This window comes from Vreelandella andesensis (assembly GCF_003989795.1).
In the GTDB taxonomy this organism is placed as follows: domain Bacteria; phylum Pseudomonadota; class Gammaproteobacteria; order Pseudomonadales; family Halomonadaceae; genus Vreelandella; species Vreelandella andesensis.
Genome location: NZ_RZHG01000026.1, coordinates 14,005 through 40,417, shown reverse-complemented (window position 1 = coordinate 40,417; position 26,413 = coordinate 14,005). Strand labels below are relative to the sequence as shown.

The 26,413-nt window shown below is 47.1% G+C and carries 22 protein-coding genes; 21 read left to right on the top strand and 1 reads right to left on the bottom strand.

Annotation, left to right across the window (positions count from 1 at the left end):
* Positions 1-34: 34 nt before the first annotated feature.
* The 16 genes from ELY33_RS14040 (at position 35) to ELY33_RS13965 (ending at position 20,493) form a co-directional block, all read left to right on the top strand.
* The gene (locus ELY33_RS14040) at positions 35-2,293 is read left to right on the top strand and encodes a polysaccharide biosynthesis tyrosine autokinase (protein ID WP_126948536.1); all 2,259 of its coding nucleotides are present in this window, start codon (positions 35-37) and stop codon (positions 2,291-2,293) included.
* Between the two features lie 6 nt (positions 2,294-2,299).
* Entirely contained in the window at positions 2,300-4,117 is a 1,818-nt protein-coding gene (locus tag ELY33_RS14035; RefSeq protein ID WP_126948535.1) for an ABC transporter ATP-binding protein, read from the top strand.
* Between the two features lie 51 nt (positions 4,118-4,168).
* Positions 4,169-5,308: a hypothetical protein gene (locus ELY33_RS14030; protein WP_126948534.1), complete on the top strand. Its 1,140-nt coding sequence runs from the start codon at positions 4,169-4,171 to the stop codon at positions 5,306-5,308.
* A gap of 72 nt (positions 5,309-5,380) precedes the next feature.
* On the top strand, positions 5,381-7,378 hold the full coding sequence (locus tag ELY33_RS14025) for a polysaccharide biosynthesis protein (protein ID WP_126948533.1): 1,998 nt from the start codon (positions 5,381-5,383) through the stop codon (positions 7,376-7,378).
* 297 nt (positions 7,379-7,675) lie between these two features.
* Positions 7,676-8,872 carry a hypothetical protein gene (locus ELY33_RS14020; RefSeq protein WP_126948532.1) on the top strand — a complete coding sequence of 399 codons (1,197 nt, stop codon included), beginning with the start codon at positions 7,676-7,678 and terminating at the stop codon, positions 8,870-8,872.
* A 49-nt stretch (positions 8,873-8,921) separates the two neighbouring features.
* Complete coding sequence (locus ELY33_RS14015) at positions 8,922-9,983, top strand: NAD-dependent epimerase (RefSeq protein WP_126948531.1); 1,062 nt, start codon at positions 8,922-8,924, stop codon at positions 9,981-9,983.
* 94 nt (positions 9,984-10,077) lie between these two features.
* Complete coding sequence (locus ELY33_RS14010; RefSeq protein WP_126948530.1) at positions 10,078-11,433, top strand: UDP-glucose dehydrogenase family protein; 1,356 nt, start codon at positions 10,078-10,080, stop codon at positions 11,431-11,433.
* 80 nt (positions 11,434-11,513) lie between these two features.
* The gene (locus ELY33_RS14005; protein WP_126948529.1) at positions 11,514-12,419 is read left to right on the top strand and encodes a phosphoribosyltransferase family protein; all 906 of its coding nucleotides are present in this window, start codon (positions 11,514-11,516) and stop codon (positions 12,417-12,419) included.
* A gap of 42 nt (positions 12,420-12,461) precedes the next feature.
* Positions 12,462-13,085, top strand: coding sequence for a sugar transferase (locus ELY33_RS14000; protein WP_126948528.1), 624 nt, complete (start codon positions 12,462-12,464; stop codon positions 13,083-13,085).
* On the top strand, positions 13,078-14,154 hold the full coding sequence (locus ELY33_RS17990; RefSeq protein WP_208644254.1) for an ATP-grasp domain-containing protein: 1,077 nt from the start codon (positions 13,078-13,080) through the stop codon (positions 14,152-14,154). The genes ELY33_RS14000 and ELY33_RS17990 overlap by 8 nt, the downstream gene beginning before the upstream one ends.
* Entirely contained in the window at positions 14,147-15,352 is a 1,206-nt protein-coding gene (locus tag ELY33_RS13990; protein ID WP_126948527.1) for a DegT/DnrJ/EryC1/StrS family aminotransferase, read from the top strand. Before ELY33_RS17990 ends, ELY33_RS13990 begins: the two co-directional genes overlap by 8 nt.
* Before the next feature lie 144 nt (positions 15,353-15,496).
* Positions 15,497-16,720, top strand: coding sequence for a glycosyltransferase family 4 protein (locus ELY33_RS13985; protein WP_126948526.1), 1,224 nt, complete (start codon positions 15,497-15,499; stop codon positions 16,718-16,720).
* A 92-nt stretch (positions 16,721-16,812) separates the two neighbouring features.
* Positions 16,813-17,733, top strand: a complete 921-nt coding sequence (locus ELY33_RS13980) for a glycosyltransferase family A protein (RefSeq protein ID WP_126948525.1) — start codon at positions 16,813-16,815, stop codon at positions 17,731-17,733.
* Positions 17,734-17,759: 26 nt separating this feature from the next.
* The gene (locus ELY33_RS13975; protein ID WP_126948524.1) at positions 17,760-18,221 is read left to right on the top strand and encodes an adenylyltransferase/cytidyltransferase family protein; all 462 of its coding nucleotides are present in this window, start codon (positions 17,760-17,762) and stop codon (positions 18,219-18,221) included.
* Between the two features lie 40 nt (positions 18,222-18,261).
* Complete coding sequence (locus ELY33_RS13970) at positions 18,262-19,473, top strand: CDP-glycerol glycerophosphotransferase family protein (RefSeq protein ID WP_126948523.1); 1,212 nt, start codon at positions 18,262-18,264, stop codon at positions 19,471-19,473.
* Positions 19,474-19,551: 78 nt separating this feature from the next.
* Complete coding sequence (locus ELY33_RS13965) at positions 19,552-20,493, top strand: glycosyltransferase family 2 protein (protein WP_126948522.1); 942 nt, start codon at positions 19,552-19,554, stop codon at positions 20,491-20,493.
* Between the two features lie 225 nt (positions 20,494-20,718).
* Here ELY33_RS13965 and ELY33_RS13960 read toward each other — a convergent pair whose 3' ends face one another.
* Positions 20,719-21,444, bottom strand: a complete 726-nt coding sequence (locus ELY33_RS13960) for a GntR family transcriptional regulator (RefSeq protein ID WP_126948521.1) — start codon at positions 21,442-21,444, stop codon at positions 20,719-20,721.
* A gap of 300 nt (positions 21,445-21,744) precedes the next feature.
* Here ELY33_RS13960 and ELY33_RS13955 point away from each other — a divergent pair, with 300 nt between their 5' ends.
* From ELY33_RS13955 to ELY33_RS13935, 5 genes are all read left to right on the top strand, one after another.
* Positions 21,745-22,029: a UxaA family hydrolase gene (locus ELY33_RS13955; protein ID WP_126948520.1), complete on the top strand. Its 285-nt coding sequence runs from the start codon at positions 21,745-21,747 to the stop codon at positions 22,027-22,029.
* A 2-nt stretch (positions 22,030-22,031) separates the two neighbouring features.
* Complete coding sequence (locus ELY33_RS13950; RefSeq protein ID WP_126948519.1) at positions 22,032-23,201, top strand: UxaA family hydrolase; 1,170 nt, start codon at positions 22,032-22,034, stop codon at positions 23,199-23,201.
* 161 nt (positions 23,202-23,362) lie between these two features.
* Entirely contained in the window at positions 23,363-24,325 is a 963-nt protein-coding gene (locus ELY33_RS13945) for a tripartite tricarboxylate transporter substrate binding protein (RefSeq protein WP_126948518.1), read from the top strand.
* Positions 24,326-24,347: 22 nt separating this feature from the next.
* Positions 24,348-25,880: a tripartite tricarboxylate transporter permease gene (locus ELY33_RS13940; protein ID WP_126948517.1), complete on the top strand. Its 1,533-nt coding sequence runs from the start codon at positions 24,348-24,350 to the stop codon at positions 25,878-25,880.
* Positions 25,877-26,359: a tripartite tricarboxylate transporter TctB family protein gene (locus ELY33_RS13935; RefSeq protein ID WP_126948516.1), complete on the top strand. Its 483-nt coding sequence runs from the start codon at positions 25,877-25,879 to the stop codon at positions 26,357-26,359. Before ELY33_RS13940 ends, ELY33_RS13935 begins: the two co-directional genes overlap by 4 nt.
* Positions 26,360-26,413: the final 54 nt, after the last annotated feature.

Below are 26,413 nucleotides of genomic sequence, written 5' to 3'. Positions count from 1 at the left end.
TTTGAATAGTATTTCTGAATAGCGAGGCATGACTATGAACTACTTTCCTCATCCACCTTCATCATCACCTGGCCCCCAGGAGAGCGATGACCTTAATTTACGCAAGTTAATTGACTCTCTCTCTGACCATCGCTGGTTTATCGTAACGATAACGGGGCTTTTTCTCCTGGCAGGATATTTTTACGCCAGTTCTCAGCCGCGTATCTATCAGGCTGACGCTTTAGTCCAGATAGAAAGTCGTGGCGCTAACTTAGCGTTTATGGAGTCATTGGGTGAGCAACAGCCAGGTAATCCTACCGCTGCGGAACTCGAAATCTTACGATCACGTATGGTGCTGGGGGAAACCGCTGATCGGCAAGACTTAGCTATCACGGTTGAGCCGCGCAGATTGCCAGTGATAGGGGATTTCCTGGTCAACCACGGGGTTAGTCAAGATTTGATAGAAAGTCTTACCCCTGCATTTATGCGTGAATGGTTAGGGATGGGCGAGGAAAGTCACTGGCAAAATCCTTATGTATGGGCCAATGAGTCGTTGCGTATCGCACGTTTTGATGTGCCTGATGAACATGTGGGAAGTGAGCACATACTGCGTATAAAGGAAGATGGTAATTTTGAATTATGGCTGGAAGATGAGCGGCAGCTTATCGGCACTGTTGGAGAAACCGTACAGGATGATGAATTAGGGTATCGCCTCTTCATTAGTCAGGCAGTTGCTCATCCCGGTGCTGAATTCAGATTAACGCGGATATCTTCTCTTAATGCGATAAAGAATCTTGAAAGTAGTTTTGAGGTGTTACCGCGAGGCACTGAGTCAGGCGTTTACGAACTCACGCTTAACGGCGCTGATCGCAGCAAGATTCAGCCGACGTTGGATACCTTGACAGGGGTTTTTCTGACCCAGAATGTTCAGCGACATTCTGAAGAAGCAGAGAAACAAATCGCCTTTCTTAGCGAGCAAATTCCCCAAGTTAGAGACCAATTATCCAATGCGGAAGGAATGCTCAATGACTATCGGGCGCAACGTGACTCAGTTGATCTAACGTTCGAGACCCAAAATCTTCTCACCCGTGTCGTGGAAGTCGAAAATCAACTCAGTGAACTGGCCATGAGTGAGGCTGATTTAGCTGAGCGCTATCGTCCATCGCACCCTAACTACCAAACCTTACTACGGCAACGCTCTCAGCTTGTGGCGGAGCGCGACCGTCTCAATGCTCAGGTCAATGAATTGCCTGAAACACAGCAGGAAGTGCTTCGCTTGACCCGAGACAGCCAAGTCAACCAGCAGGTGTATGTTCAGCTGCTTAATCAACTTCAAGAAATGCGTTTGGTTAAAGCCGGTACGGTAGGCAACGTGCGCATCCTGGATGCTGCAATTCTAAATCCTGGCACTATCGCACCACGCATTCCGTTGATAACGGCGGTTAGTGCGTTGATAGGAGCGTTGTTGGCGGCGACGTTAGTTGTGCTGCGCTTATTACTTAGTCGCGCAATTAAGTCACCCGAGCAGCTCGAAGAACTGGGATTGCCTGTATACGCCACGTTGCCAGATTCTGGAGCGCAGACAGGGCTCACCGAGCGAATTCGTCCGCGTCATTCAAAAAAGGGTCAGGAAGTTTTCCGAGGCTTGTTAGCCATTAAAAAACCCGCCGAAATTGCCGTGGAAGCGCTGCGTGGTCTGCGGACTAGCCTCTATTTTGCGATGCTTGAATCAGACAATAACCGTTTGATGATCACCGGTGCGAGCCCTGGAGTTGGAAAGAGCTTCATAGCCGCTAACTTGGCCGCTGTCTGTGCTCAGGCAGGTCAAAGAGTTCTGCTAATTGACGCCGATATGCGACGCGGACATTTGCACCACGCGTTTCACGGCAAGGGTGTAAAAGGCCTTTCTGAGTTGCTGGCACGACGAATTGATGCAGAAGAAGCTATTCGTCATAGCGATTTAGAAGGCTTGGATTATGTGTCCAGAGGCAGTGTGCCACCTAATCCATCGGAGCTGTTGATGCAGCAAAGTTTCCACGATTTCTTAGAAGCCATGAGCCAATGCTATGACTTAGTGATCGTAGATACGCCACCGATATTAGCGGTAACCGATGCTACGGTGGTGGGCAAGTTGGCTGGAACTAGTTTGATGGTTGTGCGTTTTGACAGAAACCCTCCAGGAGAAATTAAGGCCGCAAAGCGCCGTCTGGAGAGCGCTGGTGTGAATATCAAAGGTGCGATCTTAAATGGCGTTAAGAAAACGACGAATAGCCGTCATGGTTATTACGGCAGCTACCTCTATGCATATCGGTGATCCAAAATGCTGAAGCAATTGCGCGAACTTTATTCTTTGTTGACTAAGCAACAGCGGCGCCAATTGTTGAGGCTCCAGATACTGATTATCGGTATGGCGCTGGCGCAGATCGCCGGGGTGGTGGCTATCGGGCCTTTCATGGCGGTTGTAGGTGATATGAGTAAGCTCCAGGGCGATGGTTGGCTTGCAATGGCTTATAGCGCTTCCGGCTTGCAAAGCCCCAGAGCTTTCTTGAGCTTGTTGGGTGCTATGGTGCTCGGCGTTTTGTTGATGGCGGCGCTACTTTCTATATATACCTCGTGGCGCCTGGCGCTCTATAGCGCTCGAGTGGGAGCGGAGCTCTCAAGCCGCCTTTACCGCTATTACCTTTACCAGCCCTGGTTGTTTCATTCGAACTACAATACTAGCGGCCTGACCGCTAAGGTGTCTGCGGAAGTTCAACGCGTCACTATTAAGATCATTAACCCTGCCATGGAACTAAACGCTAAGTTGGTCATGGTGTCTCTCATGACCTTAGCCATTTTTCTCTACAACCCGCTGGTGGCAATTGTCGGCGTGGTGGTCTTTTTTGGCACCTACCTTTTGCTTTATCAAACAGTTCGCCGTTTTCTTATCAGCAATGGCAAGCGGATTTCCAAAGCGCAATCTAAACGCTTTAAATTGATGAGTGAGGGGTTCGGAGGGATTAAAGATCTGCTTTTATTACATCGTCAGGAAAATTTTACCTCACGTTTTGATGATGCCTGCAATAGTATCGCGCGTGGTGAGGGAGTAACGCAGGGACTTAGTGATGCTCCCCGTTATGCCATTGAGTTGGTGGCCTTCGGCTCGGTTATTGTGCTGGTGCTTTATTTGCTTAACCTTTACGACGGCAACCTTGGGGCAATTCTACCGGCACTTTCCATCTATGCGCTGGCAGGCTTCAAAATGCTACCCGGTTTTCAAAAGATATATACCTCACTTACGAAAATCCGCGGCAACTTGGCGGCTTACAACGTCATTCGTGATGATCTGATAGCTAGTCGTGATGAGTCGAAAAATAGTGCTGTCGCTGTTAGTGACACTCAGACATCCGCTCCGATAACGCCCTGGGTACCTCAGCAAGATATCAAACTTGAAGACGTGGTCTTTGACTATCCAGGAACGCGAGCCCTGGCACTTGACGGGCTGACGTTGACCATACCGGTCAATAAGATGGTGGCTATAGTCGGTTCCTCGGGTAGTGGCAAAAGCACGGCTATCGATTTACTGCTGGGCCTGATTGAGCCTCGGCAAGGACATGTACTGATTGATGGTGTTCCTTTAACCCAGGAAAACATACGGCAATGGCAGGCTGGGGTAGGGTTCGTGCCTCAGCAGATATTCTTATCCGATGCCAGCATTCTCGAAAACGTCGCATTTGCTATCGAGCGTAAGGATATTGATGTCGAAAGAGTCAAGGAAGCGCTACGCATGGCGCAACTTGATGATCTGCTGGATAGATTCCCCGAGGGACTCGAAACTCATATTGGCGAGCGCGGGGTGCAAATATCAGGCGGGCAGCGCCAACGTTTGGGGATCGCGCGCGCCCTTTATCAGCACGCCAAAGTGCTGGTGTTCGACGAAGCGACCAGTGCCCTGGATGGCATTACCGAACGCCGCGTGATGGAAGACATCAAGCATTTTTCTGGTCAGATGACCGTAGTGATGATTGCCCACCGCCTAGCAACAGTAAAGGACTGCGACATTATCTACATGCTTGAAGGCGGACGAGTTACGGATGCCGGCACCTACGACGAATTGGCCAGCCGTAATCATACCTTCCAGATGATGGCGAATCTCTAGCCAGGAGTCGCTAGCCAGTAGTCTCTTTCAAGATAGACAAAGGGTATCGTCATGAATCTGATAGGCGCACTACTACTTTTTATAGGTCTTTCGTTAAGCAGTCTTTATTTGTTTCCCAGTGGATCGCCGCAGCTAACTGATTTTATATTGTTAGGCTTTGTCGGCGTGATGCTATTGATGTCACTGGGTGACAAACACCTGAAAGTTTCACCTTTCGCCATAAGCTGGGCAATGATGGTGTTATGGGTAGTGATGGTATGTCTTAGCTGGACGCTGATCATTGGAACGACGAACTTTTTTAGACCTGCTCAGTTTTTCTTGTTTAATTTCCTTGTTGGCATGGCGTTATTACGTTTTCTTAGCGTATATGGTGAGCGCGCCATAGGGCTTATCCGTAATGGCGTCGCTATCGCACTAATGATTGCGGGTAGCCAGGCCTTGCTGCAGTTAGCCATGGGCGTGAACCGCACGACCGGAAGCTTTAATAACCCTAACCAACTCGCCTATTTCTCATTATGTGGCGTGGTGGTGTTATTGATGCTTGATGATTTTCGTCCTCGGATGAGGTTTTTGGGGGTTGCTGGGCTAGCTTCAGGCGTATTGGGGATTCTAGCCGCATCGTCGTTAGCCGCAATGGGGGGAGGTGTCTTGGTGCTGGCCGGTTGGGCCATGGCGAATGCTCGTCAAATTAAGCACTTCGCGCGCTTATTACTGCTATTTCCACTGTTACTGCTGGGCGTTTTGATTGCCAATATTAGCTCGGATGGACAAGTATTGCGCAACTTGGAGTCACGCATGGACAGAGCGCCAAGTAAAGTAGATAGCGTCTACGAAGAGCGCAAATTTGACCGACTAACGAACTTCCCTGAATACGCCATTTTGGGGGCGGGGGAGGCAGAGCGTCAGCGCTTCGCACCTTACGATGGGCACGAAATTCACTCTTCTTTCGTCAATATGCTATTTGCCTACGGGCTACCAGGACTAGGGCTTTTCCTATTGACGATCATCATCGCGTTACGACGAGCACCGCTATATGTTTGGGCCGGTGTGGCCGGCCCGCTGATCTATTCCACTACCCATAATGGTCTGCGGGCGACGCTATTCTGGGTTGTATTAGTGTTGTGTTGGCACCTTTACCGACAAGGGGAAATAGCCGCTTCGCATCATCGTCTGGTTGCTGATGTTCGCTGAAATAACGCTATTGCCAGTCGAGTGGCCGGATAATCAGCAGCTAAACCAGCAAGGAATATTAAAGGGTAAATCATGGATAGTTTAATGAAGTCGTTATCGGTGACGCCCCGCTGGATAAAACGCAGAGTACTGGTTTTGCTGGATAGCGTGATTGTAGCCAGTAGTTTACAGCTGGCTACAATGATTCATATGGAAAGTCTTCAGCCGCTAGAAGACGGTTCCCTCTGGATGGCTATTGGCTTGCTGGTGCCGACAAGCCTTTTGCTTTTCCACTGGCTCGGGCTATATCGAATAGTGATTCGCTACATGAGCCATGTCACTGTGCCGACAGTTGCTATGGCGGTAGTGACGTCTGCACTGATGGTGGTGCCGGTAAGTTACATGGTTGAACACGCTATCGGGCTATCCGTCATTGTTATTTACCCACTCCTTCTTCTATTAGGCATTGGAAGTCTGCGTTTTTTAATACGTGAACTGTATCGCTATAGCCAGCGCCGTCAGCGTAAGCCAGTGGTGATCTACGGAGCGGGGGCAGCGGGATGCGAATTGGTTGATGCACTTCGCCATGGTGAAGAATATGAACCGGTGGCTTTTGTAGACGATTGGCGAGGGCTAGAAGGCACCATGGTCGAAGGGCTGCGGGTTCATCAGCCGGTTGCATTAGCCGCTTTGGTTCAGGAGCATCAGGCTGCTATGGTTTTGCTCGCAATTCCCAGCGCTCCACGGTGGCGTCGACGTGAGATATTACATTGGCTTTCTGGCCTTTCCGTGCCTCTAAAAACGATTCCCGGTAGCGCCGATGTGATTGCTGGAAGAGCAAAAATTAGTGAGCTTCATGACGTGGCGCTCGAGGACCTATTGGGAAGAGAGGCAGTGCCAGCTTTTGCTGAGTTACTGCAAGCCAATATCCAAGATAAGGCAGTCATGGTGACCGGCGCAGGCGGGTCAATTGGCAGTGAGTTATGCCGTCAGATACTTGCTCAAAACCCAATACGGCTATTGTTGGTCGACAACTGCGAATTTGGCCTGTACGCCATTGAGCAGGAGTTGAGGCAGCTAATTGAAACGACCCATTCACGATGCGAGCTAAAACCGCTGCTTGTATCAGTTGAGCATGTGGTTAGCCTGAAGGCGGTATTTGAAAGCTTTGAAGTGCATACCGTCTACCATGCAGCAGCTTACAAACATGTGCCGATGGTCGAGTTTAACCTTGTTCAGGGAGTCAGCAACAATGTCTTTGGCACCTTAAACCTAGCTCAGGCAGCAATGACAGCGGGTGTAGAAACTTTTGTTGTTATTTCCACCGATAAGGCAGTACGTCCCACCAATGCGATGGGGGCTTCCAAACGGTTGACCGAACTTATTTGCCAAGCATTCGCCCACGCCCAGTCAAATACACGTTTCTGCATGGTGCGGTTTGGAAATGTGCTGGGGTCTAGTGGCTCTGTTGTTCCGTTGTTTCGCAAGCAGATTGAGCAGGGAGGCCCTATCAGGGTAACCCATCCGGAGATCACCCGTTATTTCATGACGATTCCTGAAGCCGCTCAATTGGTTATTCAGGCTGGCGCGATGGGCGAGGGCGGCGAGGTGTTTGTGCTCGATATGGGCGAACCCGTCCGTATATTAGATTTGGCAATGAATATGGTTCGACTTTCAGGGCTCGAAGTTAAAGATGCCGGTCACCCCGAAGGTGATATTGAGATCGTTTATTCCGGCTTGCGACCAGGCGAAAAGTTATATGAGGAGCTGTTGATTGGTGACGACGTTAGTAAGACGCGACATGATCGTATTATGACGTCAAAAGAACGTTTCTGGGAATGGCCTAGGCTTGAAGCTTTTTTAAGAGAACTAGAACAATCCTTTGCTGAAACAGACCATTTGCGTATTCGACAACTTTTACAATCGGCTCCTCTGGATTATCACCCTCTAGACGATATTGCCGACTTAGTATGGATGGCTCGTCAAAACACGCTTCACAAAACGCAGCCTCAACACCTAAATACAACTCCTTTTGTCAGTTCAATGACTCGGCTCGATCCAATACTTAATCCAGCCACTAAAGAAAGCTAACATGTTGATGGGAAGCCGAATAATGTCGCTTATTTTCTTGGAGTTTCTCCTGCTTAAGTGGGTAAGTTGGTCGGCGTTCCACTGGTAGTTAATTCCTGACCACAATATTAAAGCTCCATAAAATAAAAAAGACTGATTTTAAAAGTATTTTAAATCATCTTTAAAACTTTAATTAACGATTTTCATTTATCCGCTCTCTTATGACCTTTTTTACTTTTTTATGATCTTACTAGTTATTTTACTAGTGTTATTAAACAACCCTCTCTACTACTTCCTTGGCTTAAAAGGAGAAAAGCTATGATGAATAAACAACGTGATGTCGAGGAGCAGGAGTGGCTAACCGGTATGGCTGTTCTTGTAATAAGAGAGCGTGGGCTAGCATATTTAGATGTTTTACATAGCTTGCTGGATCGCTATGGTTTCAATATTTTGCACGAAATGACAATTCAAGAGGAGCAGCGAAAAACGTTAGCGCAGTGGATTGATGGCGTAGAGCAGGTGTCTGAAAAGTGGCCAGACAATGCCGGTCTGCCAGTTTACTTTTTAGTAGTGCACGATGTTCACCCTGTGATGGAGCAGCCGTCTTCAAGAGAAGCGCCCGGGCGAATTGACAATGCACGGTTGCTTACAGTCGAAACACTGCTAAACCAAAAGGTCAACAAGGGCCGCAGCAGCCAAGAGCAATACAGCCCGCTATATTTGTCGCGTAACACTACGGACACATTTGAATTTCTAAATCAAATAGTGCCACACCGGATAGATAAATTACGCACAGCATCTCAGCGCTATAACATGCAATTTCGTACGCCATATCCCGTTCTGGCCGACTTGAGTAAGCAAGTGTGTCGAGCCAAGGTTGAACTGGTGGAATTTCACGGTACAGAAGCAATTTGTAAAACGTTTCGCCCAGGTCGTGAACGGTATTTAGAGCGTGAAGTGCAAGCCCGTGAATTGGGAGCGTCATTACCTGAAGTATCGCGTTTGCTGGAGGTAGGGCCCCATTACTTAGTATTTGAGCGCTATTCCAATAGCATGGAGCGGATACTATCGCCCCGTGCGCCTTTCTCACCCCATGGGTTACTGCCTATCTGGACAATAGAACGTGTGAGAGCCGTTATCTTGCACTACCGACGTCTTGGCTACGAGTGTATTGATCTCACTCCACAAGATTTGATTTATGACCCTTGCCAGGGACTCAAAATCATCGATTTTGAATTCTTGCAGCCTGGTACTGAAGAGATAGAGACATTGAAGGGTAATTATGCCTGGTATGCCGTCCCGTCACGCTTCAAGGGAGATTTGCCGCTTTTGGCTCATCAGGGCTCTTATCATGAACGCTGGTTCCCCTATACCGGGCTACCTCGAACCTTATGTTTAAACAAGCTTCCGCGCCCGATACTTACCATGGTGCGTTCAATGGCACTAGTGCCTTTAACCTTGGATGGTTTGAGGCGGGTGAGTTGGCAACACATTCAACGTCTTGTCCGTAACTGAACTGTCTCCCTTCCTAATGCTCTTGGTTGTTTTGTCATGGAGTCACTGTATGAAGATTCTAGTTACCGGCCACGCTGGATTCATCGGCTTTCACACTGCTAAACGACTGCTAGAGCGGGGAGATAGTATTGTCGGTTTTGATAACGTTAATGATTATTATGACCCCAGGATAAAAGAAGCGCGGCTAAACATACTTGAAAAAACGGCTAGTGAGACGAAAAGCAACTACTTTTCCATTCGTGCCAATTTAGCTAATCAACAAGCGGTGAAGAAATGTTTTGAAGTACACCATTTTGATCGAGTTATTCATCTTGCTGCTCAGGCTGGCGTACGCTACTCACTGGAAAACCCTCTAAGTTATGTGGAAAGCAACGTGACTGGTTTTACCAATATATTAGAAGCGTGCCGCTACGCTAAGGTTGCTCACCTGACTTACGCCAGTACCAGCAGCGTTTATGGTGCTAATACGCTAATGCCATTTTCTGAGCACAATGGAGCAAATCATCCGTTGCAATTCTACGCAGCCACTAAGAAAGCTAACGAAATGATGGCGCATAGTTATAGTCACCTGTTTGGATTGCCGACGACTGGGCTTAGGTTTTTTACTGTCTATGGACCGTGGGGACGTCCAGACATGGCACTCTTTAAATTTACTAAGCATATTTTGGCGAATGAACCTATTCAGGTATTCAACTATGGCCACCACACACGCGACTTTACTTATGTGGATGATATTGTGGAGGGAATTATCCGTGCCAGTGATGACATTGCAACCCCAGCTCAGGAGTGGAATAGTGACAGCCCTGACCCAGCTACCAGTAATGCACCGTTTCGGCTTTTTAATATAGGTAATAACGATCCGGTATCGATCAGTGTTTATATCGAAGCTATTGAAAAAGCACTAGGTAAAAAAGCCATTAAAGAATTTTTACCTCTACAGGCGGGAGATGCGCTGGATACTTACGCAGACTCAGGCGAATTAGAAAAAATGGTAGGCTATAAACCCTCCACGCCGATATATAAAGGCATTAAAAACTTTACTGACTGGTATTGTGACTATTATTCGAAAAATAAATGTTCGACGAATATTTCACCTGATGCCGTAAGTTAAATGTCTGGCTTAATAAAGTTAAATGTCTAGTTTAGTTAAGTGAAATGCGCATCTCAATCTTCCCTTAGTACACCAAATCCTAGCAGGGACACCAATGAACGTTACAGTTTTCGGAACGGGTTATGTTGGCCTGGTTCAAGGCGCTATTTTATCTGAAGTCGGCCATCACGTTGTCTGTGTTGATGTAGACGCCGATAAGGTTGAACAACTTAAGCTGGGTATCATCCCCATTTATGAGCCGGGTTTGGAAGCGATAGTAAAAGAAAACCATGCTGCTGGACGGCTTGAGTTTACGACCGATGCGGTTGCGGCAATTCAACACGGGCAAGTTCAATTTGTCGCGGTGGGAACCCCGCCCGACGAAGACGGAAGCGCGGATCTTACCTATGTGCTCAACGTGGCTGCGACCATCGGCGAACATATGGAGCGCGACCAGGTTATCGTTAACAAATCGACCGTTCCCGTAGGTAGCGCCGACAAGGTGCGTGCTGCGGTGGAAAAAGTATTGAAGAGGCGTGGTCGTAGCGATATCAGCTTTGACGTCGTGTCTAACCCCGAGTTTCTCAAAGAAGGTAGTGCTGTTGCAGACTGCCAAAAGCCAGATCGCATCATTATCGGTACTGATTGCGCGGCCTCAATTGACATCATGCGAGAGCTGTATGCGCCATTCAATCGCAATCACGACAAGGTCATCGTGATGGATGTAAAAAGCGCTGAGCTGACAAAATATGCCGCTAACTGCATGTTAGCCACCAAGATTAGCTTCATGAATGAAATGGCAAACTTAGCTGAACTTCTGGGCGCGGATATCGAAGCGGTGCGTCAGGGAATCGGTTCGGATCCACGTATTGGGTACCATTTTATTTATCCTGGTGTGGGCTACGGTGGTTCCTGTTTTCCTAAAGATTTACAGGCCCTCATTCACACTGCAAATAGTATTGATTTTGATGCCAAGTTACTTAAAGCAGTGGAGTCACGAAATAAAGAGCAAAAAACCACGCTTTTTCAAAAAATAAATCAGCACTTCAATGCTCAGTTGAAGGGGAAGACTTTTGCTATTTGGGGGCTTTCCTTCAAGCCCAATACGGACGATATGCGCGATGCGCCAAGTAGAGTGCTTATGGAAGCTCTATGGAGTGCAGGGGCAAAGGTACAAGCTTATGATCCGGAAGCTATGGAAGAAACACAGCGGATCTATGGAAATCGTGAGTATTTAACGCTTTGTGGAACCAAAGAAGCAGCGTTAAAAAATACCGATGCATTAATCATCGTTACCGAGTGGCAAAACTTCCGTGCGCCTGATTTCGAACTTATTAAAGCGCTGCTATCTGAGCCTACTATCTTCGATGGTCGAAATCTTTACGAGCCAAATAGAATGGCAGCAAAAGGATTTAATTATTATTCAGTAGGTAGAGCTAATTTACCATTGGCCGCTATTTCTAAAATATGAGACCCTGTAGGAATAAATAAGTAAATAGTAAATAGTAAATAGTAAATAGTAAATAAAAAATAAAACAGGGGATATTGTCTATGCAGATTTTCTTTAAATCTTACGCTGATTTAAATAGCGATATCAAAAAAAACTTTGATAAAATATCGGGCAATTGGGATTTAGTGGTTGGTATACCAAGAAGTGGGATGATACCTGCTTACATTATTTCACTTGCATTAAATGTTAACTGTACTGACATATCTTCGTTGGTAAATAATTTCCCGTTAAAAAAAGGGGTGACACGTGGTATTAAAAATAATATTTCCCAGCCCTGGGATGCAAATAAGATATTATTGGTTGATGATAGTATATTAAGTGGTGATTCTTTAAGGAAGGAGATGAAATCCATCCCCAACTTTCTGAAAAAACGAATAACAACTCTTGCGGTTTATTCTAATAAGCCCGTTAGGAATGATGTTAATATTGTTATTGAGTTTATACCACTGCCTAGAGTGTTTGAGTGGAATATATTTCATCATAAAATAATAGAAGAGTCTTGTATTTCTCTGGAGGGCGTTATTTCAATTAATAAAAGTAATGGTAAAGATGTTATTAAGTCTAGTTATTTGCCTTCTCAGAAAGTAAATACAATAGTTTCTTGCCGGCATGAGCTGCAGCGTCAAAAAGTAGTCGATTGGCTTAAATTAAATAGTGTCAGTTTTACTAATTTGATAATGGTGAATAACGATGTTGAATTAAATAATATGGATAATTTTTCGATTGCCAAATTTAAATCGGAAGCCTTTAGAAATTCATCTGCTCGTTTATATATTGAAGGTGATGCTGAGCAAGCTAAAATGATAAATAGAAACTCTAATAAGCCTGTTTACTGCCAGGCGAGCAGTAAAATATATAACCCAGGAATAAATTTCGAATACAAAGAAATGAAAGCTATGGGTAAGCTTGTGGTGTGGAAGATGCTAAATTTAAGGCCGCGTTCTTAGTTTTTAAAGACTAAATATGATGTTATTGCTTATAGGTGTGTCATGATTAAGCGACAGTTTGATATTGCTATCTCTATAATGGGATTGATATTGCTATCACCAGTTCTAGTTATTATAGCGTTATTGATCCGCTATAAACTAGGCACGCCTGTTCTTTTTAGACAATATCGCCCGGGACTAAACGGAAAACCTTTTGAAATAGTCAAGTTTCGTTCCATGCGAGATCCTTATGACGAGCAAGGCAACAAGTTACAAGAAAAAGAGCGTCTAACTACCTTTGGTCGATGCTTACGTGCTACCAGCTTGGATGAACTACCTGAACTATGGAACGTGCTGAAAGGGGATATGAGCTTGGTAGGTCCTAGGCCGTTGCTAATGGAATATTTACCTTATTACAGCACCTACCAAGCTAGGCGACATGAGGTGCGCCCGGGTGTGACAGGTTGGGCCCAAGTGAATGGACGTAATGGCATCTCTTGGGAAAGAAAATTTGATTACGATATTTGGTATGTAGATAACCAGACAATGCTGTTAGATATCAAAATATTGCTATTAACAGTGAAGAAGGTGTTTGTTCGCGAAGGTATCAGTTACTCAGGTGACGTAGCGATGCCAAATTTCAAAGAGTCAAAACTGCAAAATGACAAAGGTGGAAAAAATGGCTGAGAAAATTAATATCCTTGTCACTGGTGTCGGTGGTCCTACGCCACGCAGTTTTGTCAGATCAGTTCTTGATTCTGGAACTGATCGTTATCGCTTTATTGGTGTTGATGCTAACCCATTAGCGATAGGCCTTTATGATAAATTTTCTTATAGTTACACCTATTTAGTACCCAGAGCCAATGATGAATGTTATTGGTCAAAAATCTCCCAAATAATTGACCTTCATCAAATTAAATTTGCCGTGGTGTTGCCTGAAGTAGAGGTGGTAGCATGGTCAAAACGTAAGGACCAGGAAGGACTGCCTTGCAAAACATTTATTTCATCAAGTCAACCAACTGAAGCGCTAATAGATAAGAAGACGCTTCATAAAGTGTTAGAAGATAAGCCTTATATACCCCGCTATAGCACTTTTTTAAATGGATCAAAAAGTAATGATCTAACGCTTGGCTATCCTTTTTGGGTTCGTGGAACCGTGGGTTCAAGTGGTCTGGGATCTTTGAAAATCACCAGTAAAAAAGAGCTTGAGGAATGGATGCGAATTAACCCCCTTATTGAAGAATTTATTGCATCAGAGTTTCTTCCTGGTAGAAATCTTGCGTGTAAGGTTATTTATATGGACGGAAAGATGTTGCGTTCTGCTTGTGCCGAGAGGGTAACGTATATTATGTCTAAGGTCGCGCCTTCTGGAATAACCGGCAATACTGCATTTGGGCGAATGATTAATGATCCGAAGCTTGTAAAAATTGCTGATGAAGCGATTAGTTACTTTTTTAATCAGTATCACTCTAAGGCTAATGGAGTTTTTACAGTAGATTTTAAAGAAGATGCGCAGGGAAATCCAATGATAACCGAAATAAATGTAAGGTTTGTTGCTTTTGTTTCCTCATTGGCCAAGGCAGGGGCGAATCTGCCTTTAGATTATCTTGAGGCAAATCTTAATTCTGAGCATTTTTCCCATACTTACAAACATTACGAGTTTCCCCAAGGCACTATATTTCTAAGAGACGTGGATGAGAAGCCGGTCGTCATGAATGAAAAAGATCTATTAACTATGGGGCCAAGCCATGCTTAACGGACCATTTTCTCCCTGGCCTTCCTTCACACAAGAAGAGGCTGAGGCTGTTCAGAATGTATTGCTTTCTAACAAGGTGAACTATTGGACGGGTAATGAGTGCGTTGAATTCGAGAAGGAATTCGCTCATTTCGCCGAGACTAAGCATGCTATTGCCTTAGCCAACGGCACCAACGCATTAGACTTAGCATTAAAAGGATTAGGAATTGGCGAAAAAAATAATGAAGAGGTAATCGTTACTTCTCGAACATATGTGGCTTCAGCATCAAGCATTGCAAATGCCGGTGCGGTGCCAGTCTTTGCTGATATTGATCGTGACTCTCAAAATATTACTGCCGCCACAGTGGCTGAAAAAATCACCCCGCGTACTCGCGCTATTATTGCCGTGCATTTGGCGGGCTGGCCCTGCGAAATGCGCGAACTGATGGCGTTGGCTGAACAGCACGGACTCTATGTAATTGAAGATTGTGCTCAGGCTCATGGCGCCCGTTACCAAGGCCAAAGCGTAGGTGGTATCGGTCACGTCGGCTGTTGGTCGTTCTGTCAGGATAAAATTATGACCACTGGTGGTGAAGGAGGCATGGTCACTACGAACGACACCGCGCTCTGGAAGCGCATGTGGGCCTACAAAGACCATGGCAAGAGCTGGGAGGCAGTCCATGAACAAAAGCACCCCCCCGGTTTTCGCTGGTTGCATGAAACGTTTGGCACCAACTGGCGTATGACTGAAATGCAGGCCGCAATAGGCCGTATTCAACTAAAACGGATGCCCGAGTGGAGCGCGAATCGCCAGACGAATGCTCAGCGTATTTGGAAAGCAGCAGTTGATTGTCCCGCGTTGCGTGTTCCTGTTTTTTGTTCAGATATAGTTTCTGAAACATCAAATCAAAATACCCAGCATGGCGCTTATAAATGCTATGTATTTATTGACCCACAACAGCTAGGGCCAAGTTGGGATCGCGATCGTATTTTGAATGAGATTAACCTGAGAGGTGTGCCCTGTTTTTCGGGAAGCTGCTCTGAGGTATATCTCGAAAAAGCCTTTGTAAATGCTGGCTGGCAGCCTCAAAGCAGTTTACCCGTGGCCAGAGAGCTTGGCCAAACTAGCCTGATGTTTTTGTGTCACCCGACACTCACTCAGGGAGAGATTGATAAGACGTGCCAAGTGCTTAATGACGTTATGAACTTAACGGTTTAATCATGATTTAACATGTCCTTCGCTCAAATCGAATCTGTTTTTCAAAACTACGTGTATGCATCACTAAGTGCTATTTCAAATAGTTAACGCCAAGACGTAAACACACAATATGTGTGTGACTTGGTGGTTTGCTAAGGAGTTCTCATGAAGCCCAAGGTTGTTATATCGAATCAGCGTTTTTTGTTGATATCGGGCACCAGCTATTCGTTGGTCAATTTTCGTGGGCCATTGGTGCAAGCCCTGATCAAGGCTGGATTAGATGTGCATGTAGCCGCTCCAGGGCTTTCTGAAGACACCAATACTCGCCAGCAACTTGAGGCTTGGGGAGCAGTTGCTCACGATTTTCCGATGCAGAGAAACGGGCTAAACCCGTGGAATGATGCTTTAACATTGCATGCTCTCTACCGCCTTATGCGCAACATTCGGCCAGAAATGGTTTTGAGTTACACAATAAAGCCAGTTGTTTACGGTCTGCTGGCGGCTAGGCTAGCCAGCGTTCCTCGTCGCTATGCACTAATTACCGGTTTAGGATACGCGTTCGCCAGTCAAGCCAGCGGTAAGCGGGCTTTGGTCTATCAAGTCGTGCGTCGACTTTATGCGGCGGCGTTAAATAAAGCAGATATGGTGTTCTTTCAGAATCCTGATGATGACGCATTGTTTCGTGAGCTGGGAATACTGCATAAAAAAGTGCCTTCCCAAGTGCTTAATGGTTCAGGGGTCGACATGAGCCATTTTACAGTAGCGCCTTTGCCTGTTGGCCCACCACGCTTCTTATTGATTGCGCGTTTGTTGGGCGACAAAGGTGTACGTCAATATGCTAAAGCTGCGCGCCGAATTAAACAGCGGCACCCAGAGATCGTATTTCAGCTGGCCGGAAATATCGATAGTAATCCCGATACGATTACCCAGGAAGAATTGGATACCTGGATTAAGGAGGGGTCTATTGACCATTTAGGCTGGCTTGATGATGTGCGGCCAGCGATAGCAGATTGTAGCGTATATGTACTTCCCAGCTATTATCGAGAAGGCACTCCCCGTTCAGTATTAGAAGCCATGGCGATGGGGCGAGCGGTGATCACCACTGATGCGCCTGGTTGTCGTGAAACGGTCGTTGAAGGTGATAATGGCTACTTGATACCTGTTAAAGATGTCGATGCGCTAGAGCTAGCCATGCAAACGTTTATTGATGAGCCTAGCCTTATACACACCATGGGTCGACGGTCTTACGAAATTGCTAAAGATCGATATGATGTTCATAAGGTTAATGCCGTTATGCTTAAATCAATGGAAATAGCATATCCGGTGTCAAGTAGTACAGCGCATAATCTATTAAGTAGTAATTCTATTAATGAGCCAACAAACATCTGATATTGTTTCCCCGCACTGATTTATCTAGTGTTCAATAATTTATCGCTCTTTGAAGAATTCTAATTCCTATAATACATCGAGAATCTATTAATATGGCTTTCTTCTCAGTGATCATACCTGTCTATAATAAGGTAAAAACCTTGAATGATTCATTGAAATGTCTTTATCGACAGACTTTCAAAAATTTCGAGGTGATTGCTGTAGATGATGGCTCTACGGATGGTTCTCTTGATGTGCTACGAGAACACCAAAAAGCGGGTTTGTTGAAGCTTTTCCAGCGTAGTTCTCCGGGGCCGGGGGGGTATGCTGCACGCAACTTTGGGGCAGAGAAATCGACAGGTCAGTGGTTAGTGTTTTTTGATGCTGATGACATTATGTTATTTGATCATTTGTCGTACTTTGCTAATGCTATTTCTCATCATTCTGATATTGAGTTATTCGTCAATGCCTATCAGAAGATTGAAGGCCAGCGGCGATTACCTTGCATAAAAGGAATGCCAATTGACCGTCTGAGCCGCTTGGAAGCCTTGAGATCCTTTGCTCGTTTCGACTTTATTCACATGAACGGAGCGTGTATCTCCCGTGAGCGATTTTTATCCATGGGAGGATTTCCCGCGGGACTTTACCGCCGAGGAGGAGATGTATATTTTTGGTTAAAAGTGCTGTGTGAACTTAAAGCAATTCACTATAACGCTTCTGTGACCAGTTTATGGCTCCTTGAGAATAGCGATATCACCCGTGATAAACGCAACCTGATTGGCTTGCATCCTGGGGTGGATCTTTTGAAAGAGTATGAACCGATATTAACGCATAGTGAGCGAAGACAGTTGCGTTTGGCAATTAATCGAAAAGTCCTTTCTTGGGCCGTTGAGAAAAAACAACTTGGTCAGTCAGTGCGCTTGGATTTAGAAGCATTGAAATTGGGGGGAATGAATATGCGATTATGGCTGCACGCTATCTCATTATTAGTGCCCCAACCTTATTACGATCAGTTACGTAGCCGTATTAAATAAACTGAGTGAGCAAAGGGGGCGAACTCATGACTAAGACGATAATTACTTATGGAACCTTTGATATGTTTCATATTGGCCATCTGAATCTAATTAGACGGTTAGCTGATATGGGGGATCGGCTGATGGTGGGCATTTCTACGGATGAGTTCAATACTGTTAAGGGTAAGCGTACGTTGATTCCCTTCGAGCACCGTGCCGAGATTGTGCGCTCCTTGCGCTATGTCGACCAAGTGATCCCTGAGACTGACTGGGAACAAAAGATTCAGGATATCAAGCGCTATTCAGTAGACACTTTTGCTATTGGTGATGACTGGAAAGGCCACTTTGATTTTCTTTTGCCTCACTGCGAAGTGGTATATCTGCCGCGCACCGATGGTGTCTCTACGACTCAATTGAAACGCTCGCTTAATCCTTTTTACAGCGTTTCACGTGAGGAGTTAATGAATGCCTTCGACGTGCTCGATACGTTAAGAAAAGACTTCGGTTAATAATCCGTTGACTGACGGCGATAGTGACAAGGAAATCACAATGTCTTCATACACACTTCGTTTAGCAAAGCAGTTGGCATGGTTACCGCTGTGCCTGATTGGCGGATGTTACCCGCGCAATGATCGCCTATGGATATTTGGAGCTTGGCACGGGCGACAGTTTGCTGACAATACCAGCTATTTGTATCGCCATGTTCGTGATCATGAGCCTAGCTTACGTGCAGTTTGGCTGGCCCATGATCAAGAGGTGGTTAAGCGAGTTCGTGAAGAAGGTGGGGAAGCCTATCTTGCTTACTCTGCCAAAGGAATACTGTTGTCATTGCGTGCACGATTGTTTCTGGTTACTCACTCAGCGGAAGACATTAATGCGCATGCATCGTTCGGCGGGCAGCTCATCAATTTAACTCATGGTACTCCCCTTAAACGCCTGGTTCAGGATGCTCGGTCTTCTCGACTTGGTGTTTTTACAGTCGTGTTTGATCGATATCTGCGCAGGTTGTTACCTGGTCAGCGCAGGCCTCAACAAGTACTGGTGGCTTCCGGCGTTGGTCGGGAGCGCATGATCTCTGCATTTGGTTTGCCAAGCGATCGTGTCACTGCGCTTGGCTATCCCCGATGGGATGCCTTCCGAGAAAACGCGTCTATACTATTGCAGAAAGCTGGTATCGATACTTCTGCGTTTAACAAAGTGTTGCTATACGCGCCGACTCTAAGAATGCAGGGCAAAGGAGGGCTTGATGTGTCGCAAGGAAAGCGCCTACAAACACTATTGCCATGGCTAGAAAAGCACCGTCTGCTATTGCTTATTCGCGGGCACGCTTCTTTGAAAATGAGTGGTGTACAAGCACTGATGGAGGGTAATGCCAGTATACGTGAAGCGCCGGTGAGTATATTTCCAGATGTCAATGCTTTGTTCCCGGCAGTAGATGTGCTCATCACTGACTACTCGAGCTTAATGTTCGATTATGCATGTTTGAACCGTCCTATTATCTTAATGGCCCCTGATCTGGATGATTATCTCAACCTCGATGTAGGAGTTTATGGTGATTATTTTGCTGATGCGCCAGGCCCGGTTATTGAATCTTGGGAACAATTTCCTGACGCTTGGGAGTCGTTGGTTGAAAAGCACCATCATCAGCGCTTGGCAAATTTTGTAGCACGCCATGCCGCCATGAACGATGGTCGCGTTTGCGAACGAGTTACCTCTCATCTACGTAACAGTTGTCGTCTTGAAGCAATTAGTCATGCCTGAACATACTAAACATAAAACGAGCACGCATTTTAAGTAGAGAAAAGAGTTATCTTCTCAACGATTTCGTGAGGGCGTGAAATGTCTTTTTATGATAAAGAGATAGAAAGCTGGCAGGTAAGCGACGATCTTAATGTCAATTGCCAAACCAGAATTCCAAGAGTTTCTGTGATCGTTCCAACGTATTATGACTGGGAGCGCTTAAAGAAATGTGTTGTTGCATTAGAGAAGCAGACACTTTCTCAAGATGATTATGAAGTTATTATTGTCAATAATGCTTCTGATGATTGCCCGCCCCCAGATTTTTTGTTGCCCAAAAACTTCATCATGATCACAGAGGCTAAACCTGGTTCTTACTCGGCAAGAAATGCTGCTTTGAAAATTTCAAGAGGTGAAATAGTCGCATTTACTGATTCTGATTGTATCCCTGACTCTCATTGGCTGGAGACAGCAACTAGTCGGCTTGATAAAGGTGCTGAGCGAATTGCAGGCCATGTGGATCTTTTCTTTAAGTCTGACAAACTTACGCTTGTTGAAATTTATGAAAAAGCCTTTGGGTTTGACCAACAACGCTATGCCCAGAGGGGAGGAGCTGTAACTGCTAACATGGTGACCTGGAGAAAAAACTTTGAAATAGTTGGTTTTTTTAACGATAGCTTGATGTCGGGTGGTGATAATGAATGGGGTGTGCGAGCTTACGAAAAAGGTATACCTGTTGAATATGCTCAGGAAGTTATCGTGAATCACCCAGCACGTTCCGATGTAAAGACTATTCTTAAGAAGCGAAGACGAGTGCTTGGCGGAGAAGCGGATAAAATGAATAAAAATAAAAAGAAGAATTTCTTTTTAATTTTAATTAAAGGCTATTTTCCACCTCGCAAAGCGATGAAGTTTTTTTTAAAAAAAGAATTGACTTTATCGCAAAAAGTTTCGGTTTATTTTTTGTGTTATTATTTTAAGTCATACTCAGCAACGTATAGGCTGGCTCTGCTACTAGGTTTGGCTAAACCAGAAAGATCCTAGGTTATTATTATTTTAGTTTTATTAAAAATGCCTCGCCGAATATTTTATTAAAATATTCGGCGAGGCATTTTTTTTAATCATTTTTTTGTAGATTCAACGTTAGGCATTTAAGTAGGCATGGTTCATGCCTGAATGATTTCTTGCGTCTGATCTCTTTAATAATGAGATACACCAATCGCTTGGCAGTTATGGAACTGATCTCAAGATTCATTTTGAATAAGGTACTTAAAGCTCGTTCCAATAGCAGTGCTGGTGGGTTTCACAGCGCGAGACTCGGTATTCAAGGGCTTCGCCTTGAAGGCCTCGGGCAATCCGGTGGACTTCAAGCAGCGGTGAACCGATCTCGACCCCGAGATGTTTCTGTTCCTGAGGGCCCGCCGCAACAGCAACCAGGCGTTCTTCTGCCTTTGCCACGCTTTGGCCGAATTTCTGCTGGTAGAGTTGGTAAAGCGTGTTGGGCAGTGTTTGTGGTTCACTTTCGAGTACCGGAAATCTTATCGCATCAACCACCAAGTCTTCTAGCAATGCGGGCACATCATCCAGCACCCTGATCCGCTGAATATGTACGACCACTGCGTTTTCCTCTATGCCCAACGCTTTTGCTTCATCCTGCGTCGCTGGGCGGCATTCCCGCTTAAGTACACGTGAAATCGGCAGCGAGCGGGTACCATCGTGACGTGCAAAATGAAAAAACTGGAAGAGTGACCGATCACTGTCATGTGTGGCCACGACAGTGCCTTTGCCTTGATGACGAATCACCACATGCTCACTGGCGAGTGCATCCACTGCCTTGCGAAGAGTTCCTACGCTGACGCCGTACTCCTGTGACAGAGCGGACTCACTGGGAATAAAGGTACCCGGTGGCCAAACGCCTGACACGATGCGTGAAAGTAGGGCTTCCTTGATCTGTTGGTAAAGCGGGCGATAGCTGGGGGTTGGGTCGGCGTTCATGTTCGGTTCCTTGAAGTACTGCTAATACGGCATTCATTACCGTCAATTATTTTCGCTTGTCCTAATAATATCAAAAAAATGTGTCATGGACTTGCTATCCTCTGTCATATGTCATATATATGAGTAGTGGTTTTACAGCATGTACTTCGCATTGCTTTTGAATATTTTAAGCAGCTTAGTGCAGACAGATTTTGTAGACAGCTGTTTTAGATAGATGTTGTAAGCGGTTTCCGTCATTGAATGTTTTGTCATTCGACACCGGAACAACGTTAATAACCTCACAAGTTGAGAGGAGATACCATGAGCATCGACTTTATAGTACATGATGCCGACGACAGCGTCGGGGTCATTGTGGTCGAGGGGATTCAAGCTGGCCAAGAGGTCACAGGTTGGATCATGGAAGGTAACGAGACGGTGACGTGCACCGTTCATGATGCCATTCCGATCGGTCATAAGCTGGCGGTTCGTGATCTGGCAGAAAATGATGCTGTCATGAAGTACAGCGTCGATATTGGTCGCGCCATCAAGCCGATCAATAAGGGTGAACACCTGCACGTCCACAATGTTAAAACCAAGAGGTGGTAAAAATGGAAATTTCAGGTCGCAAGTTTCAAGGCTATCGTCGCGAGAACGGACGTGTTGGTGTCCGTAACCACGTCATCGTTATGCCGGTCGACGACATTTCCAACGCTGCCGCTGAGGCCGTCGCCAATAACATCAAGGGAACTCTGGCACTGCCGCATGCTTATGGCCGTCTGCAGTTTGGTCCTGATTTGGATCTACACTTCCGTACGTTGATCGGTATTGGTTGTAACCCGAACGTTGCTGCGGTCATCGTGATTGGTATCGAGCCAGGTTGGACGAACAAAGTGGTTGATGGCATCAAGGCTACCGGCAAGCCCGTTGAAGGCTTCTGGATTGAGCAGAACGGTGACCACAACACGATTTGCGCGGCATCTAAGAAAGCTCGTGAGTTTGTGCAGCACGCCAGTGAATTGCAGCGCGAAGAGTGCGATATCAATGAGCTGTGGGTCTCTACCAAGTGCGGCGAGTCTGACACCACCTCGGGTCTGGCTTCTTGCCCGACGACAGGTAACGCGTTTGACAAGCTCTACGATGCAGGCTGTACGCTAGTGTTCGGAGAAACATCTGAACTGACGGGTGGCGAGCATCTGGTTGCTGAGCGTTGCGCGACGCCTGAAGTGCGTAAGCAGTTCCAGGCGATGTTTGACGGTTATAGCAATATGATTGACCGCTACAAAACCAGCGATCTATCCGAATCTCAGCCGACTAAGGGCAACATTGAAGGTGGTCTGACGACCATCGAAGAGAAGGCGCTGGGTAATATTCAGAAGATCGGTAAGCGCTGCATGGTTGACGGTGTGCTGGATAAAGCTGAAGCACCGACCGGGCCAGGGCTGTGGTTTATGGATTCTTCTTCCGCAGCTGCCGAGATGGTGACGTTATGCGCAGCGGCGGGCTATGTCGTGCATTTCTTCCCGACGGGCCAGGGCAACGTTATCGGTAACCCGATTCTGCCAGTGATTAAGCTATGTGCTAACCCGCGTACCCTGCGGACAATGAGCGAGCATATTGATGTTGATGTGACGCCGCTTGTCAGACGCGAGATGGATATGGATGAGGCTGGTGATGCGTTGCTGGAAATGATGGTGCGTACCGCCAATGGTCGCCACACTGCCGCTGAAGCGCTGGGACATCGTGAGTTTGTTATGACACGCCTTTACGAAAGCGCCTGATGCTTTTTTGACGCCCTTGCTTTATTTGGCTGGGCGTCGCTTTTTTTAGGAGAAATGTTTAACAAAAAGCGCCTTTCACCCAGTGCCGTGGACTATCGCAAGCGTCGGTACTGTTTGCTCGCAAGTTAAAAACGACAATGACAATACTTGGAGAATAATTTATGCGAATTTCTTTATCTATCGGCCTGGCCGCCGGCCTTGGGTTATCTCTTGTCAGCGCTCTGACCATGGCTCAAACGGACGATTTTCCATCTAAAGATATCCAGTACGTGATTCCCTTTGGCCCAGGCGGTGAGTCTGATATCAGCGCCCGGCTGCAGCAGAAGTATTTCGAGGAAATCACCGGTGAACAGTTGATCGTCCAGTACATGCCGGGCGGCGGTGGTGCCGTGGGTTGGTCTCAACTCTCGGGTATGCCGGCGGATGGCTACACCATCATGGGCTCTAATTTGCCGCACATTATCCTCAAACCGATGGGGAAAGATGTCGGTTTCCAGCTGGAAGATCTCAGCAACTTTCACTATTTCCACTATTCGCCAGATGCCATTCTGGTGCGCAATGACAGCCCGCACCAGACCCTTGATGACTTAATTGAAGCTGCCAAGGCAGCGCCGGGCGCGGTAACCCTCTCCGGTAGTGGTACCTACAGTGCCAACGATGTCGCAAATACACGTTTCCAGCAGTTAGCTGATGTCACCACGACCTATATTCCCTTCAAGGGAACCGGTGCAGCGGTAACGGCGCTACTCGGTGGTCAGGTGCAGGCAGAGTGGGGCTACACGACAGTCGCCGCCAATCATCATGACAAAGTCCGCATGCTGGCAGTGGCCTCTGAGGAGCGTCATCCGATGTTCCCTGATGTGCCGACTTTCCGGGAGCTTGGCTATGACATGGTAGGCGGTGCCTATCGTGGTATGGCAGTGCCAGAGGGAACGCCTGACGACATTCAGCAGAAGCTCTCTGATATTTTCCAACAGATTAACCAGCATCCTGAATTCCAACAGGAAATGCAGGATCTGGGTTTTGTGCTGCTCGATATCCCGTTAGATGAAATGGATGCCTTCATGGCGGAGCAAATGGATGTTTACGAGGCTACTGCTCGTGAACTCGGCCTGATCGACTGATCTGACCCCGGGAAGGAGTCGTATGGAAATTCTCAGCCATGCATTAGGCGCTTTGTCGCCAATGAATCTGGGGTTGGCGCTGCTGGGTGTTGCTGCGGGAATCATCATCGGGGCGCTGCCAGGACTTTCGGCCACCATGGCAGTTGCTGTGCTTGTGCCGGTGACCTTTGGTATGACACCGGAGTCAGCGCTTATCATGTTGGGCGCGATTTATACCGGTGCCATTTATGGTGGGTCGTATTCGGCCATTTTGGTTAATACGCCGGGAACGCCGTCGGCAATAGCGACAACGTTCGATGGCTTCCCGATGGCGAAACGTGGCGATGGTGACCTAGCGGTCACCCTCTCAACGTTGGCTTCAGTGGTGGGCGGGCTTGTCGGCGTGCTCGCCTTGCTGACGTTGGCCCCCCTGTTGGCACAGGTGGCGCTGAGCTTCGGTCCTGTGGAATATTTCTGGCTAGCCATTTTCGGGTTGACGCTGATTTCAGCGTTGTCCGAAGGGTCGACGTTGAAAGGTTTCATGGGCGCTGGGTTTGGTTTATTGCTTTCCACCGTTGGCGTGGCCGTAGTGGGGGGCGATATTCGTTATACCTTTGGTTCTCAGGTGATGCTTGGCGGCATTGAGACGGTATCGGCGCTAATTGGGCTGTACTGTATTCCGGTGCTGATTGATCTGGTCGCTACCCCTGAGTCTCATCTTAAAGTCAATGAGGAGCCACGTGGAATCCGTTTGCGCGAAGGCTTGAAACATGCCTGGGTAGGCAAACTGAACCTATTGCGTTCGGCCACCATTGGCACCGGGGTGGCGATTCTGCCGGGGGCTGGCGGGTCGATAGCCAGTTTGGTGTCTTACTCGGAAGCCCGACGCGCCGCTAAAGATTCCAGTTCCTTTGGAAAGGGAAATCCCCAGGGCGTTCTGGCCACCGAATCCGCCAATAACGCGACGGTGGGCGGTGGCTTCATTCCCACTCTGGTGTTGGGGATTCCCGGAACACCGCCGGATGCCGTTATTCTGGGGGCGCTGTTGGTGCAAGGGTTTCGTACCGGCCCAGAGCTCTTCACCACTAATGCGAGCATCACCTACACCTTTATCGCTGGGCTGTTTATTGCTACTTGCCTGCTGTTGCCGTTGGGGTTATTGATTGGTCGCTATGCCTTCAAGTTCATTATCACCATTCCCAAAGCGTTACTGGTGCCTACCATCGCCTTTATGACGGTAATTGGCACCTATGCCATTCGCAATAGCGTGAGTGATGTCATCATCATGCTGACGTTAGGGGTGGTGGGTTGGTTGCTCAATCGCTATGGGTTCAAACCCTCGCCGATCGTGCTGGGTTTGATTCTGGGGCCCATTGCCGAGCAAGGGTTTGTGCAGGGCTTCCTGATGGGGCGTGCAAGCGGCTCCTACGCAATGATGTTCTTTGGTGGGCCAATTTCACTGACGATCATTGCTTTATCGATCCTCAGTGTCTTTTACCCGATTATCAAAGCGCGCCGAGCCCAGCGTCGTCATCAGAACGGTGCGGATGATCCCCAACAGGAGATTTCATCATGAGCAAAGCGATTCCCAAGCTCCAGGCGTCGTGTTCGGCACGCTCAGAATTCCTGATGCCGCTGCTGTTCATTAGCATTGGAGGTATTTGCTTATGGAAAAGCCAGGATATGAGCCAACTGGGCGCTATATTTCCCGCCACCATCGCTATTGTGGTGATTGTTGCGGGGTTACTGCGGCTTGCTCAGCTGGTGGTGCGCGGGGTGTTAAGCAATACGGAGCGTGACAAGGGGTCTACGCCCAGGCGGGTGCTACTGGTAGTCGTAATGACCGCCTGGGCGTTGGTGATGCCATGGGCGGGTTTTCTGCTGACAGGGCTGGCAAGTTTTGTCAGTTTGATGATGGTGGCTCAATACCAACCCTGGACAACACGACGTTTAATCGGACATCTGGTAACCGGGGCTTTGCTTGTGGCTTTTTTCTACGGTCTCTTCGCCTTACTGCTAAATGTGCCGTTACCGCTAGGGCGGTGGTGGATGTAGCCGTTTTGTTGCGCAGAGATATATACCCCTTGCTGCCGGGACTGCCTCGGTAAT